The following is a 13,735-nucleotide window of genomic DNA, read 5'->3' on the forward strand; positions in this document are numbered from 1 at the left end:
GTTTCAACCCGCACGCCTGGAACGCGGCGATGCGTCCGACGGGTCAGGCCGTCCTCGACGGGGCCTGCCGGGTGATGGCGGATCGCGCTCAGCCAGTAGTGACGGAAAACCGACGCGCTTCGTTTATTATCAACCACTAACAGCGTATTCCAAAGGTAGTGTCCAAGGTGGCGAAGCAGGTCCCCGAACGCAGCCGATCGAGCGAAGGCAAAGCCCGTCGCCGCGATCCGTCTCCGTCTGAAAACCCCACGCGGCAGCGCTTGTGGCGCGATCTGGGTCTGATCGCCGTGGCCCCGGCGCTGCTGTACCTGGTGGCCAGCCTGTTCACCTATTCGGCGACCGACCCGGGCTGGTCGCACACCGGCAGCATCGTGGCGCCGGTCAACAACATGGGCGGGCGTGCCGGGGCGTGGATCGCCGACGTGCTGCTGCAGCTGTTCGGCTACATGGCCTTCGTGCTGCCGGTGATCCTCGGCGCGCTGGCCTGGTTTGCGATGTTCGGGCTGAAGCGCGAAGCCAAGGGCGAGAATGACCTCGACCCGGCGCTGCGGCTGGTCGGCCTGGTCGGCTTCCTGATCGCCGGCACCGGTTTCCTGCACCTGCGCCTGTTCAGTGCCGACGTGGCCTCTGCCGGCGGCATCCTCGGCAAGCTGGTGGGCTCTTCGCTGAGCGTCGGTTTCGGGGCGTTGGGTGCGAATCTGTTCGTGCTGGTGCTGCTGCTGGCCTCGATCACCTTGGCCACCGGCCTGTCGTGGCTGATGGTCATGGAACGTATCGGCAAGGGCGTGATGGCGCTGGCGCCGCTGCTGGAAAAGAAGAAAGAGCAGGCCACCGAATGGAAGCAGACGCGCGTCATGCGCGAAGAGCGCCAGGAAGTGCGCAAGGTCGATGCCGAGGTGCGCGCCAAGCGCGAGCCGGTGAAGATCGAGCCGCGTCCGGAACCGGTGATCGAGAAGAGCGACCGGGCCAAGCGCGACAACCAGATCCCGATGTTCCAGGGCGTCAACGGCGATGGCTCGGACCTGCCCCCGCTGGCGCTGCTGGATGATCCCAAGCCGCAGCCCAAGGGCTACGACGAGGAGACGCTGGAAACCCTGTCGCGGCAGATCGAGTTCAAGCTCAAGGATTTCCGCATTGATGCGGTGGTGGTCGGCGCCTATCCGGGTCCGGTGATCACCCGCTTCGAAATCGAGCCCGCGCCGGGCATCAAGGTCAGCCAGATCAGCACGCTGGACAAGGACATCGCCCGCGGGCTGTCGGTCAAGTCGGTGCGCGTGGTCGATGTGATTCCGGGCAAGTCGGTGATCGGCCTGGAGATTCCGAACGTCACCCGCGAGATGATCTATCTCTCCGAGCTGCTGCGTTCGAAGGAATATGACAAGGCGACCAGCCCGCTGACCCTGGCCCTGGGCAAGGATATCGCCGGCCGCCCGACCGTGGCCGATCTGGCCCGCATGCCGCACCTGCTGGTGGCCGGTACCACCGGCTCGGGCAAGTCGGTGGCGGTCAATGCGATGGTGCTGAGCCTGCTGTACAAGGCCAGCCCGAAAGACCTGCGCATGCTGATGATCGACCCCAAGATGCTCGAACTGAGCGTCTACCAGGGCATCCCGCACCTGCTGGCGCCGGTGGTCACCGACATGAAGGAGGCCGCCAACGGCCTGCGCTGGTGCGTGGCCGAGATGGAGCGCCGCTACAAGCTGATGAGCGCGGTGGGCGTGCGCAACCTGGCCGGCTTCAACAAGAAGGTCAAGGACGCCCAGGACGCCGGGCAGCCGTTGATGGACCCGCTGTTCAAGCCGAACCCGGAGCTGGGCGAGGCCCCGCGCCCGCTGGAAACGCTGCCGTTCGTGGTCATCTTCATCGACGAATTCGCCGACATGATGATGATCGTCGGCAAGAAGGTCGAAGAGCTGATCGCCCGCCTGGCACAGAAGGCGCGTGCGGCCGGCATCCACCTGATCCTGGCCACCCAGCGCCCGTCGGTGGACGTGATCACCGGCCTGATCAAGGCCAACATTCCGACCCGCATCGCCTTCCAGGTCAGCTCGAAGATCGATTCGCGCACCATCCTGGACCAGTCCGGCGCCGAAACCCTGCTCGGCCATGGCGACATGCTGTACCTGCCGCCCGGCACGGCGATGCCGGACCGCGTACATGGCGCGTTCGTGTCCGACGAAGAAGTCCATCGCGTGGTGGAACACCTCAAGGCGATGGGGCCGGCCGACTACATCGAAGGCGTGCTGGACGAAGTGCAGACCATGGGCGACGGCGTGGTGGTCGGTGCCGGCGGCCTGCCGGAAACCGCATCGTCCGGTGATGAATCCGATCCGCTGTATGACGAAGCGCTGCGGGTGGTGACTGAAACCCGCCGCGCCTCCATTTCCGGCGTGCAGCGGCGACTGAAGATCGGCTACAACCGCGCCGCGCGCCTGATCGAGGCGATGGAAGCGGCCGGCGTGGTCAGCTCGCCCGAGCACAACGGCGACCGCACCGTGCTGGCCCCGCCGCCGCCCAAATAAACCGCCGCCCGTGCCTGCCTGGCGGGTGACGACCCCTTGAACTGGTGGGTGACGACCCCTTGAACTGGTGGGTGACGACCCCTTGAACTGGTGGGTGACGACCCCTTGAACTGGTGGGTGACGACCGTTGGTCGTCACGCTTTTGACCCCGCCCCACCGCCCCTGACCTGACCAACCGGAACCCCTCATGGCACCCCTCCGCAACGGATTGCTGGCCGCCCTGCTGCTGCCTTTCGGGTCCGCCTTGGCGGTGGGGGCACCCGCCATCCCCGCCGCCGCCCCGATGCAGGGCGCGGCCCCGGCCGAGGCCAGCAACAACTTCAGCTTCGCCCGCTACCGCGCCGATTACGTGGTCGACGCCGATGCCGGCAACACCCAGGCCGAGCACTACGACATCCTGCTCAAGACCCGCAGCGCGGTGGACCAGTTCAGCCAGGTGCGGCTGAGTTACAGCGAGAAAATGGAGACGCTGGAGGTGCTGGAGGCTTACACGCTGACCGCCGATGGCCAGCGCCGCGACGTTCCGGCTGATCGCATCTATACCCAGGAAAGCTACTCCAGCGCCTCGGCGGCGATGTACGCCGACCGCAAGGTGCGGGTGATCGTGTTCCCCAACCTGGCGCCGGGCACGCGCGTGGTCTATGCCACCCGCCGTACCCAGCGGCAGCCGTACTTCCCGGGCTATTTCGGTCTGTGGGAAACCTTCAGCGTGTTCAACCAGTACGACGATGCGCAGGTCACCCTGAGTGCGCCAGCCAGCCTGCCGATGAAGGTGCTGAGCAGGGGCGTGCAGGGCAGCGACGCACCCACGGTCCGCGCCGGCCGTGCGCAGTGGAGCTGGACCTATCGCCGCGGCACGCCGCTGCCGGCGCAGAACTGGACCGCCGCGCCGTGGGAGTTCAGCCCGACCATCATGGCCAGCACCTATGCGGACTGGCCGCAGATGGCGCGTGCGTACCAGCTCAAGGCAGGGCAGGCGGCGAAGGTCACCCCACAGTTGCAGGCGCTGGCCGAGGAAGTCACCCACGGCATCGCCGACCGCCGTGGACAGGTGGATGCGCTGTACCGCTGGGTGGCCCGCAACATCCGCTACGTAGCCGTGTATCTCGGCAACGGCGGGCTGGAGCCGAACCCCGCGCAGAGCGTGCTGGACAACCACTACGGCGATTGCAAGGACCACGTGGTGATCCTGGAAGCACTGCTGGCAGCCAAGGGCATCGACAGCACGGCGGTGCTGATCGGCGCAGGCGGCGGACCGACCCTGCCGGCGGTGCCGACGCTGGGGCGCTTCAACCACGCCATTACCTACGTGCCGGAATTCGACCTGTACCTGGATTCCACCAGCGCCTGGGCACGTCCCGGCCAGCTGCCCGACGGCGACCTCGGCGCGCCGGTGCTGCTGACCGGGCCGGCCAAGCTGGCGCGCACTCCGGCCAACGATGCGCTGCGCAATGGCATGGGCTTCGAGGCGGATTTCGTGTTCGACGGCGCCGGCAATCTGAAAGGCAGCACCCGGTTGCAGCCCGGTGACAGCGCGGAGATCGGCATGCGCGCGTCCTTCGCACGCTTGAACGCACAGAACCGTGCCCGTGCCGAAGCTTCGATGGTGGCGGCCTCCGGCTTCGACGGGCAGGGCCGCCTGGAACTGCAGGGTGACCCGCAGGACCTGCAGCAGCCATTCAACTACACCTTCGATTTCAGCGCTTCCGATTACGTGGACTTCAACCTGGTCGGCGGCATGCAGCTGCCCGATCCGCCGGGCGCGGAATCGTTCCGTGACGCCTATGCGGCCACCTCGGCGCCGGACAACGCCACCCCGTTCCAGTGCGACGCCAGCCTGCGCCAGGAAACCTACCGGGTGACCCTGCCGCAGGGCGTGCCGCTGATCGCGGTGCCACGCGACCAGCAGTTCAGCAACGCGGCGGGCCAGTATTCGGTGGGCTGGGAGCGCGACGGCCAGCAGATCATCGCCCGCCATCGGCTGCGCCAGAATGCAGTGCGCGGCAACGATGCGCTGTGCCAGCCCGCTGACTACGCCGCCTTCCGCGAGCTGTTCCAGCAGGTGCGGCGCGGCTTCCGCGGGCAGATCGTGTACGGTCGGGTGCCCGCAGCAGGCGGCCCCTGAGCCCTGCGCCCACTGCAGTGGATCACCCATTCAGGATGCTTTGGGCACACTTCATTCCATCCTTCCACGCTCTTTCTGGATACCCTCATGCACGCCAGCTTCCGCCGCACCCTCGCTACTTCCGTGCTCGCCGCCGCGTGCCTGGTTTCGACCAGTGCCTGGGCCGGCGCGCGTGATGAGCTGAAGACCTTCACCGCCGGCCTGAAGGGCCTGGACGGGCAGTTCAGCCAGCAGGTGTTCGATACCCGTGGCAAGGTCAAGGAAACCACCAGTGGCCGTGTCGCGCTGTCGGCGCCGCGCCTGTTCCGCTGGGAATACCAGCGCCCGCACGTGCAGCAGATCGTGGCCGATGGCACCAAGGTGTGGATGTACGAACCGGACCTGGAACAGGCCACCGTGCGTGCGCAGGGCAAGGAAGAGCAGAACAGCCCGCTGACCGCACTGATCAATCCGGCACTGCTGGAGCAGCAGTACGACCTGAGCGAAGAAGCCGCGCCGCGTGATGGCCTGCAGTGGCTTTCGCTGACCCCCAAGCGCGAGACCGAGGCCAGCTTCCAGTACGCCGCGCTGGGCTTCAATGCCAGCGGGCTGGCGAAGATGGAAATCACCGATGCGGTGGGCCAGCGCACGGTGATCGCCTTCACCGGATGGAAGCGCAACCCGTCCTTCGCCGCCGGCACGTTCCGCTTCACCCCGCCGGCCGGCACCGACGTCATCGGCGAATGAGGCTGCGGCCGCGCGGTACAATGCCGCGTGGCCAGACAACGTACTTCTTCATTCCCCGGCCCTGATCTGCTGAGCGTGGATCGGGATCACCTGCGACCGCTTGCCGAGCGCATGCGGCCGCGTACCCTCGACGAAATGGTCGGGCAGAAACGGCTGCTCGCCGCGGACAGCGCCTTGCGCCGCGCGGTCGAATCCGGGCGCGTGCATTCGATGATCCTGTGGGGCCCGCCGGGCTGTGGCAAGACCACCCTGGCGCTGCTGCTGGCCGAATATGCCGACGCCGAATTCCGCGCGATTTCCGCTGTGCTGTCCGGCCTGCCGGAGGTACGCCAGGTACTGGCCGAAGCGGCGCAGCGTTTTGCCGAAGGCCGGCGCACGGTGCTGTTCGTCGACGAGGTGCACCGCTTCAACAAGACCCAGCAGGATGCCTTCCTGCCGCATATCGAACGCGGCACCATCGTGTTCGTCGGTGCCACCACCGAAAACCCGTCCTTCGAACTGAACTCCGCCTTGTTGTCGCGCTGCCGCGTGCACGTGCTGGAGGGCGTATCGCCGCAGGACATCGTCGAGGCACTGCAGCGGGCGCTGGCCGACAGCGAGCGCGGGCTGGGCGGGGAGGGCGTGCAGGTGGAGGACGCGCTGCTGCTGCAGATCGCCACCGCCGCCGATGGCGATGTCCGTCGCGCGCTCACCCTGCTGGAAATCGCCGCCGAACTGGCCGTCGACGAAGGCGGACGGATCACCCCGCAGACGCTCACCCAGGTGCTGGCCGACCGCACCCGCCGCTTCGACAAGGGGGGCGAGCAGTTCTACGACCAGATCTCCGCGCTGCATAAATCCGTGCGCAGCTCCAACCCCGATGCGGCCCTGTACTGGCTGACGCGGATGCTCGATGGCGGCTGCGATCCGTCCTACCTGGCGCGCCGGCTGACCCGCATGGCGATCGAGGACATCGGCCTGGCCGATCCGCGCGCGCAGTCGATGGCGCTGGAAGCCTGGGACATCTACGAGCGGCTGGGCAGCCCGGAAGGCGAGCTGGCCTTCGCCCAGCTGGTGCTGTACCTGGCGAGCACGGCCAAGTCCAATGCCGGCTACGCTGCCTACAACAAGGCCAAGGCCGAAGTGCGCGCCTCCGGTACGCTGGAGGTGCCGCTGCACCTGCGCAATGCGCCGACCAAGCTGATGAAGAACCTTGGTTACGGCGCGGACTACCAGTACGACCATGACATGGAAGGCGGCATCGCGCTGGACCAGACCGGCTTCCCGGATGCGATGGGCGAACAGGTCTATTACCAGCCGGTGGCGCGCGGCCTGGAGATCAAGCTGAAGGAGAAACTGGATCGTCTGCGTGCCCAACGCGAGCAGGCGCGCGCGGCCAAGCAGAGCGGGGCGGGCGGCTGATGGGCGCAAATTGGTGGCAGCAGCTGGGGCTGGTCATGGCCGGCGGCGCACTGGGTTCGGCGCTGCGCTTCGTGATCGGTGATGCGGTGGTGCAGCGCTTCGGCCAAGGGTTTCCCTGGGGCACGCTCAGCGCCAACTTCATCGGCGCTTTTGCGGCCGGTTACCTGCTGGTGTGGCTGCAGCAGCGCGGCGGCAACGTGACCCTGCTACGTGCGTTCCTGGTGGTCGGGCTGCTGGGTGGGCTGACCACGTTTTCCTCTCTGATGCTGGAGACCCTGGTGTTCGCGCGCAGCGACCGCGGCGGCATGGTGCCGCTGTACCTGGGCGTCAGCCTGGCCGGTGGCATGCTGCTGGTATGGCTGGGTGCGCGGCTGGCCGAGGCGGCGCGCTGATACTTCGCGCGCTTGGCCCGGGATAGGGGGCGACCCATCTCATTGCGCGCATCATCGTGCGAAGCGAAAGCGAGAACCATTCGCGTTTGATAGACTGCGCGGCGACCCCGCTGTGAGCCGTGCCCCCATGCTTCACCGTTTCTTTGGCCTTGCCGCGCTGTTCGCGCTGGCCGGTGCCTCGTTCTGCAGCCATGCGCAGCAGCGCAATCCGGACCAGATGATGGGCCAGACTGTGCTGGACCAGCCCGCTGGCAGCTACCGTGTCGAACGTTTCGTGGTCGCCAGCGCGGACGGCCAGCGCCGTTGGCGGGTCAATCTGCTGGTTCCCGGCAAGACTTCCAGCGCGCCTTCGCCGGTGCTGTACGCGTTGGATGGCAACGCCGTGGCGATGGTGCTGGACAGGTCGATGTTGGACCAGCTGGCCGCCAGCAAGGCGCCGCCGGTGCTGGTGCTGATCGGCTATGACAACGAGCGTCGCATCGATTCGGCCCAGCGCACCCGCGACTACACCGCCTGGATCGACCGCGCCGATGATGAAGGCGGCACCCAGCAGGTCGTGGGGGGCGGCGCCTTTGCGTTCCTGGATCTCATCGAGCGCCAGATCAAACCGCACGTCGCGCGTCGCGCCAACGTGGACACCCAGCGCCAGGCGCTATGGGGACATTCGCTGGGCGGACTGTTCGTGCTCAGCAGCCTGTACACCCGCCCGGCCGCCTTCCAGCAGTACGTGGCGGCCAGTCCGTCGCTGTGGTGGAGCCAGGGCGCACCGCTGGGCGACCTGGAAAAACAGTTCATCGAAAATCGCGCTGGCCAGCCGGCCCAGCTGTGGGTGATGCTGGGTGGCGATGAGCGCAGCGGCAACCGCGGCGTACGTGACATGGCCAATCCGCGCGTGGTCGCGCACCTTCGCCGGATCGGCGGCGCCGCGCCGGATGCCGCGCATGCACTGAGCGAGCGCCTGAGTGGGTTGCCCGGCCTGCAGGTGCAGTACCGCGAGTTCCCCGGTCTTGGCCACGGGCCGATGTTGCCGGCATCGTTCAAAGCGACCTTGTCGGCGCTGTACGGCATCGCCGACCGCAGTGGCGAGGCCGCCACGCCGTGAATTCTGCAGGAGTAACTGCCCCATGAATCCTAACCTGATCCAGGCTGCCAGGACGCTGCCTCCGGCTTTAGCGCTGGCGCTGGCGCTTGCCGCGTGTTCCGGCGGGGGCGAGCCTGCCGCGCCGGCACAGGCCGCGGCGACGCCGCCCGCTTCGGGTGCTGCGGCGGAGCACGGCGCGCTACCGGCAGGCTGGCGCCGCGTCGGCGGCGAAACCGTTCCATCGGTAGCGGCGGGCGCGGCCACGTTGCCGGCCACCGTGCATTCCGATGATGGCGTGGACGTGCAGGTCGACGATGCCAGCCGGATCATCGCCGGTGGCGATGACATCATCGCGGTGATCGAAGCACTGGGGCAGGGCAGCCAGGTATTCGCCGCACCGACCAATGCCACCACCGACGCAGGACGCGCCGCGCCACACCGGTTCCTGTTCAACCGCACCACCGGCGTGGAAGGCGTGCTCAGCCTGGGCGGCTCGCTGTTCCTGGGCAACAGCCTGCGTCGCCACAGTGACCTGGCCGAAAAACTGCGCGCGGTCGGCCAGGATGCGGTGATCATCGATGATCTGCAGCCGGCACCGGACAAGGTGCGCAAGGTCGCCGCGGCGATCGGGCGTGCCGCCGCAGGCGTGGCGCTGGCCGATGCGGTGCAGACGCAGCTGGACGAGGCGGCCGGCATCGCGACGACGACGATGCGCAAACCGCGGGTGATCCATGTGTCGGCCACCGGTGCAGGCGGCAACCCGACCGTGGCCGGCGCCGACAGCGCCTCGGGCAAGCTGATCGCGCTGGCGGGCGGCCTCAACATCGGCACCGAAGCGGGCGTGGCCAATTTCTCCGCGCTCAGCAACGAAGGCGTGGTGGCAGCGGCCCCCGAAGTGATCCTGGTCACCGAGCATGACCTGCAGTTTTTCGGCGGTGCAGACGGGTTGTGGATGGCCTATCCGACGCTGAAGCAGACCCCCGCCGGCCAAGCCGGCCGGGTCTGGGTAATGCCAGACCTGCAACTGAAGTACACCAGCGTGGGGTCCGGTACCGGCGCGTTGGCGTTGGCGCGCGCGTTGGCGGCGCTGCCGCCGGCATGACGCCAGCGCGGTGCACGATGGCCGGTGACCGGCGCCGACGTCGCGGCCAGCTGATGCTGCTGCTGGTACTGGGCGCGTTGCTGCTGGCGGTGCTGGGGTCGTTCGCGGTGGGGCCGCTACGGCTGCCGCCGTGGGCCGTGCTGCAGGCCATCGGGGTCAAGCTGGGTCTGCTGGATGCCGCGCAGGCCAGCGCGCGCGACGTCGCAGTGGTGTGGCAGCTGCGCATCCCGCGCGTGGTGCTGGGTGCCATCGTGGGGGCGTCCTTGGCGATGGCCGGCGCCAGCCTGCAGGGATTGTTCGGCAATCCGCTGGCCGACCCCGGCATCGTCGGGGTCAGCCAGGGCGCCGCGCTGGGTGCGGTGGCGGCGATCGTGCTGGGTGCGGCGACGCTGAGCGGTTGGGTGATCCCGCTGGCGGCCTTTGCCGGCGGTGCGGCGGCGATCAGCCTCACCTACCTGCTGGCACGACCCGGGCGCGGCGATGGCAATGCCACCCTGTTGCTGGTCGGCATCGCGATGGCCGCCTTCTGTTCGGCGCTGATCGGCTTCTTCACCTATATCGCTACCGAAGCGCAACTGCAGTCGCTCGTGTTCTGGCAGCTGGGTTCGCTGGCCAGCGCCGATTGGCGCGACGTCGCGGCGGTCATGCCGCTGTTCGCCGTAGGCACGTTCTGCCTGCTGCGCTTGGCAACGCCGCTGGACATGCTGGCGCTGGGTGAGCGCCAGGCGCAGCACCTCGGGCTGGATGTCGCGCGTACGCGGCGGCGGCTGGTGGCGTTCAGCGCGTTGCTGGTGGGCGCGGCGGTGGCCTTCGCCGGGTCGATCGGGTTCGTCGGACTGGTGGTGCCGCACGTGGCGCGGCTGCTGGTCGGCCCGGGCCATCGCTGGCTGTTGCCGCTGTCCGGGCTGCTCGGTGCGCTGTTGATCGTGGTGGCGGACACCGCCGCGCGCACCCTGGATCCGCCGGCGGAAATTCCACTGGGGCTGTTTTCTGCGGCACTTGGCGCGCCGTTCTTCCTGTGGCTGGTGATGCAGCGCCGGGGCAGGGCGGGCGCATGAGCAGTGCACTGCTTTCATTGCGGCAGGTCGGCGTGGTGCGGCAGCAGCGGCCGATCCTGGCCGATGTCGAGCTGGTGTTCGAGCCCGGTACGTTGACCGCGCTGGTCGGCCCCAACGGAGCGGGTAAATCGACGCTGCTGGGCGTGGCCTGCGGCGACCTCCGGCCGGACAGCGGTGAGGTGCTGCTGGCCGGCAGACCGCTTTCGGCGCTGGGTGCCGGGGCACTGGCGCGCCAGCGCGCGGTGATGCCGCAGGAACATGCAGTGCGCTTTGCCTTCAGCGTGGAAGAAGTGGTGGCGATGGGACGCCTGCCGCATCCGCCAGCGCCTGCCGAGGATGCGCGCCACGTCGAAGCGGCGCTGGACGCGGCCGAACTGCAGGCACTGCGCCAGCGCGAAGTGCAGCAGCTGTCCGGCGGCGAATCGGCACGCACCACCTTCGCACGCGTGCTCGCGCAGGACACGCCGTTGTTGTTCCTGGACGAGCCCACCGCCGCGCTGGACCTTCGCCATCAGGAACGCACGCTGCGCAGCGTGCGTGCGCTGGCGGACCGGGGTGCCTGCGTGATCGTGGTGCTGCATGACCTCAACCTGGCCGCCGGCCATGCCGACCGCATCGTGTTGCTGGAACGCGGCCGGGTGGCCGCCGACGGCACCCCGCGCGAGGTGCTCACCGAAGACACGCTGCGCCGCGTGTACCAGCAGGACGTGCTGGTGCTGCAGCATCCGCGGCGGCCCGTACCGCTGGTGGTGGTGACCTAGGAAGCCTCCTCCCAGCGTTCTATTTTTGCTGCCAATAGACCCTTGCTTCCCCCGTAAACAGGCGCACACTAGCGCCTCCCATCCGTGGTGAGTCCGATGAACGCTTTTCCGCTGCTGACGTTTCAGATCCTGCTCCGCGCCTGCGCGGAACGGGTGCGTCTGCCCGGCGGAAGACAAGGCGGCTGACCGCATTGCGGTTGCCTTGGACCCCCAGCAGAGCGCCCAACCGGGCGCTTTTTTTTATTTCCGATCCACCGATCCACCTGAGAAGCGAAGGAGAACGTGCCATGCACCCGCTCGACGACACCCAGACCTGACCGCGCGCCCTGCCGCCAACCGGGACGCGCGGCCCTCCGTGGTTGGCATTGCAGGAGCAACTCATGAACACCCAGACCCTTTCGCTGCGTCGCAATCTCGGCATCATTGCCCATATCGACGCGGGCAAGACCACGTTGACCGAACGGCTGCTGTGGAAGACCGGCCAGATCCATCGTGTCGGCGAAGTCCACGACGGCGCGGCGACCACCGATTTTTCGGCGATCGAGCGCGAACGCGGCATTACCATCGGCGCGGCTGCCGTGCAGGCGCAGTGGGCGCCGCGCGACCTCCCCGCGCACCGCCTGACCCTGATCGACACCCCCGGCCACATCGATTTCGCGATCGAAGTGGAGCGCTCACTGCGCGTGCTGGATGGCGCGGTGGCGGTGTTCTCGGCCGTGGACGGTGTGCAGCCGCAGTCGGAAACCGTCTGGCACCAGGCGCGCCGGCATGGCGTGCCGCTGCTCGCCTTCGTCAACAAGATGGACCGCATCGGTGCGTCCTTCGACCGCGTGGTGGCGCAGCTTGCTGATCGCCTGCAGGCGCGCCCTCTCGCACTGGGCCTGGCGCTGGGCAGCGAAGCCGCGTTCGATGGCTGGGTCGATCTGGTGGACCGGAAGGTGCTGCACTGGGATGCCGCCGGTTCGCTGCAGCGACAGCCGTGGACCGATGCGCAAGCGCAGCAGTGGCAGCCCCAGCGTGATGCGCTGGTACAGGCCGCGGCCGAGCTGGACGATGTGCTTGCCGACGCCTGGCTGGACGGCTCGGCGGTGGACGCCGATGCGCTGCGTGCGGCGGTGCGACGCATCACCGTCAGCGGTGCCGGCGTGCCGGTGCTGGCCGGTGCGGCGTTCAAGGGCAAGGGCGTGGAATCGCTGCTGGATGCCATCGTCGATTACCTGCCCTCGCCGCTGGACAGGCCCTCGGTGAGCGCCATTTCCGGCGAGGAAACGGTGCAGTTGCTGCCCGACGTGCAAGGTCCGCTGGTCGCGCTGCTGTTCAAGGTCACCCACATGCAGCAGGGCGCGCTTGCGTTCGTCCGGGTGTATTCGGGCACGCTGCGGGTGGGCGATCGCATCGCCAGTTCGCGGCACGAGGCGCGTCGGGTGGGACGGCTGGTGCGGGTGCAGGCTGACCAGGTGCATGACATCGACCAGGCCGAGGCTGGCGACATCGTGGCGGTGATGGGCTGGAAGGATGCGATCAGCGGTGAAACGCTGTCCTCGCTGCAGCAGCCGTTGCGGCTGGAAGCCATCCACTCGCAGCCGGCGGTGTTGGCGTGGCGGCTGCAGGCCGGCCGCGCCAGTGACCTGATCCGGATCAGCCAGGGCCTGGCAAGCCTGGTCCAGGAGGACCCGTCGTTCCGCGTCGAGGCCGATGCGGAGACTGGTGAGACGCTGGTGTGGGGCATGGGTGAGCTGCACCTGGAAGTGATGGTCGAGCGCCTGCGCAGCGAGTGGAAGGTCGAGGTACAGGTCGGCCAGCCGCGCGTAGCCTACCTGGAGAAACCACGAAGCACGGCGCTTGGCGTGGTGGGCCGGGTGGTCAAGCAGAGTGGTGGCCAGGGCCAGTTCGCGCATGTGGTCCTGGAGGTGCGCCCGCGCGAGGATGATGCGGTGGAATTCAGCGACCGCATCGTCGGTGGCGTGGTGCCGCGCAACTTCATCCGCGCGGTGGAGCAGGGCGTGCGTGCTGCGCTGCAGGACGGTCCGCAGGGCCATCCGGTGGTGGGCCTGGACGTGGTGCTGGTGGATGGCCAGACGCATGCGAAGGATTCATCCGAGCAGGCGTTCCATCGCGCCGGGATGGAAGCGGTGAAGGCGGCGCTGGCCGAGGTGGGTACGCAGCTGCTGGAGCCGGTGATGTCGTTGCAGGTGTTGTCGCCCGCAGCCAATGTCGGTGATGTGGTGGGTGACCTGCAGCGGCGCCATGGACGGGTGCAGGCGATCGACGAGCGGGATGGCCGCTCGCAGGTGAGCGGGTTTGCACCACTGGCGCAGCTGCAGGGCTACAGCACGGCACTGCGTTCGATGAGCCAGGGCCGGGCAAGCAGCACGATGCAGTTGCACGGCTATGCGCCGGCGCAATGATCCTACGGGCAAGGGGCGGCTTCGGCCGCCCCTTTTTTTTGCGCGCTGCCCGAACAAACGCCGCCGAGCATGGCTCGGCGCTACCAGAGCACGCAGGCCGGTAGCGCCGACCCATGGTCGGCGAGCGCAGCGGGTAGCGCCGACCCATGGCCGGCGAGC

At 68.2% G+C, this 13,735-nt stretch carries 10 protein-coding genes; all 10 read left to right on the plus strand.

Annotated elements, in window-relative coordinates; all coding sequences use genetic code 11:
• Positions 1 to 167: 167 nt before the first annotated feature.
• The 10 genes from CXG43_RS13910 to fusA all read left to right on the plus strand — a co-directional run bounded on the left by CXG43_RS13910 (position 168) and on the right by fusA (position 13,576).
• A complete protein-coding gene (locus tag CXG43_RS13910) occupies positions 168 to 2,522 on the plus strand; it encodes a DNA translocase FtsK (protein WP_042614128.1) in 2,355 nt (784 codons plus the stop codon).
• 187 nt (positions 2,523 to 2,709) lie between these two features.
• Positions 2,710 to 4,647, plus strand: coding sequence for a DUF3857 domain-containing protein (locus tag CXG43_RS13915; protein WP_101100457.1), 1,938 nt, complete (start codon positions 2,710 to 2,712; stop codon positions 4,645 to 4,647).
• A gap of 87 nt (positions 4,648 to 4,734) precedes the next feature.
• Positions 4,735 to 5,373, plus strand: coding sequence for an outer membrane lipoprotein chaperone LolA (lolA, locus tag CXG43_RS13920; protein WP_101100458.1), 639 nt, complete (start codon positions 4,735 to 4,737; stop codon positions 5,371 to 5,373).
• A 111-nt stretch (positions 5,374 to 5,484) separates the two neighbouring features.
• Positions 5,485 to 6,774, plus strand: coding sequence for a replication-associated recombination protein A (locus CXG43_RS13925; RefSeq protein ID WP_232767804.1), 1,290 nt, complete (start codon positions 5,485 to 5,487; stop codon positions 6,772 to 6,774).
• The gene (gene crcB, locus CXG43_RS13930; protein WP_101100460.1) at positions 6,774 to 7,166 is read left to right on the plus strand and encodes a fluoride efflux transporter CrcB; all 393 of its coding nucleotides are present in this window, start codon (positions 6,774 to 6,776) and stop codon (positions 7,164 to 7,166) included. The genes CXG43_RS13925 and crcB overlap by 1 nt, the downstream gene beginning before the upstream one ends.
• A 127-nt stretch (positions 7,167 to 7,293) precedes the next feature.
• On the plus strand, positions 7,294 to 8,268 hold the full coding sequence (locus CXG43_RS13935) for an alpha/beta hydrolase-fold protein (RefSeq protein WP_101100461.1): 975 nt from the start codon (positions 7,294 to 7,296) through the stop codon (positions 8,266 to 8,268).
• Between the two features lie 22 nt (positions 8,269 to 8,290).
• Entirely contained in the window at positions 8,291 to 9,349 is a 1,059-nt protein-coding gene (locus tag CXG43_RS13940; RefSeq protein ID WP_101100462.1) for an ABC transporter substrate-binding protein, read from the plus strand.
• Entirely contained in the window at positions 9,346 to 10,407 is a 1,062-nt protein-coding gene (locus CXG43_RS13945) for an iron ABC transporter permease (protein WP_101100463.1), read from the plus strand. Before CXG43_RS13940 ends, CXG43_RS13945 begins: the two co-directional genes overlap by 4 nt.
• Positions 10,404 to 11,168, plus strand: coding sequence for a heme ABC transporter ATP-binding protein (locus tag CXG43_RS13950; RefSeq protein WP_101100464.1), 765 nt, complete (start codon positions 10,404 to 10,406; stop codon positions 11,166 to 11,168). The genes CXG43_RS13945 and CXG43_RS13950 overlap by 4 nt, the downstream gene beginning before the upstream one ends.
• A 380-nt stretch (positions 11,169 to 11,548) precedes the next feature.
• The gene (fusA, locus tag CXG43_RS13955) at positions 11,549 to 13,576 is read left to right on the plus strand and encodes an elongation factor G (protein ID WP_101100465.1); all 2,028 of its coding nucleotides are present in this window, start codon (positions 11,549 to 11,551) and stop codon (positions 13,574 to 13,576) included.
• Positions 13,577 to 13,735: the final 159 nt, after the last annotated feature.

Source organism: Stenotrophomonas sp. Bg11-02 (assembly GCF_002836635.1).
In the GTDB taxonomy this organism is placed as follows: domain Bacteria; phylum Pseudomonadota; class Gammaproteobacteria; order Xanthomonadales; family Xanthomonadaceae; genus Stenotrophomonas; species Stenotrophomonas lacuserhaii.

Excerpts from the sequence above, each read along its gene's own strand:
- CXG43_RS13915 (WP_101100457.1), top strand. The coding sequence starts at position 2,710 with ATGGCACCCCTCCGCAACGGATTGCTGGCCGCCCTGCTGCTGCCTTTC.
- lolA (WP_101100458.1), top strand. The coding sequence starts at position 4,735 with ATGCACGCCAGCTTCCGCCGCACCCTCGCTACTTCCGTGCTCGCCGCC.
- CXG43_RS13925 (WP_232767804.1), top strand. The coding sequence starts at position 5,485 with ATGCGGCCGCGTACCCTCGACGAAATGGTCGGGCAGAAACGGCTGCTC.
- crcB (WP_101100460.1), top strand. The coding sequence starts at position 6,774 with ATGGGCGCAAATTGGTGGCAGCAGCTGGGGCTGGTCATGGCCGGCGGC.
- CXG43_RS13935 (WP_101100461.1), top strand. The coding sequence starts at position 7,294 with ATGCTTCACCGTTTCTTTGGCCTTGCCGCGCTGTTCGCGCTGGCCGGT.
- CXG43_RS13940 (WP_101100462.1), top strand. The coding sequence starts at position 8,291 with ATGAATCCTAACCTGATCCAGGCTGCCAGGACGCTGCCTCCGGCTTTA.
- CXG43_RS13945 (WP_101100463.1), top strand. The coding sequence starts at position 9,346 with ATGACGCCAGCGCGGTGCACGATGGCCGGTGACCGGCGCCGACGTCGC.
- CXG43_RS13950 (WP_101100464.1), top strand. The coding sequence starts at position 10,404 with ATGAGCAGTGCACTGCTTTCATTGCGGCAGGTCGGCGTGGTGCGGCAG.
- fusA (WP_101100465.1), top strand. The coding sequence starts at position 11,549 with ATGAACACCCAGACCCTTTCGCTGCGTCGCAATCTCGGCATCATTGCC.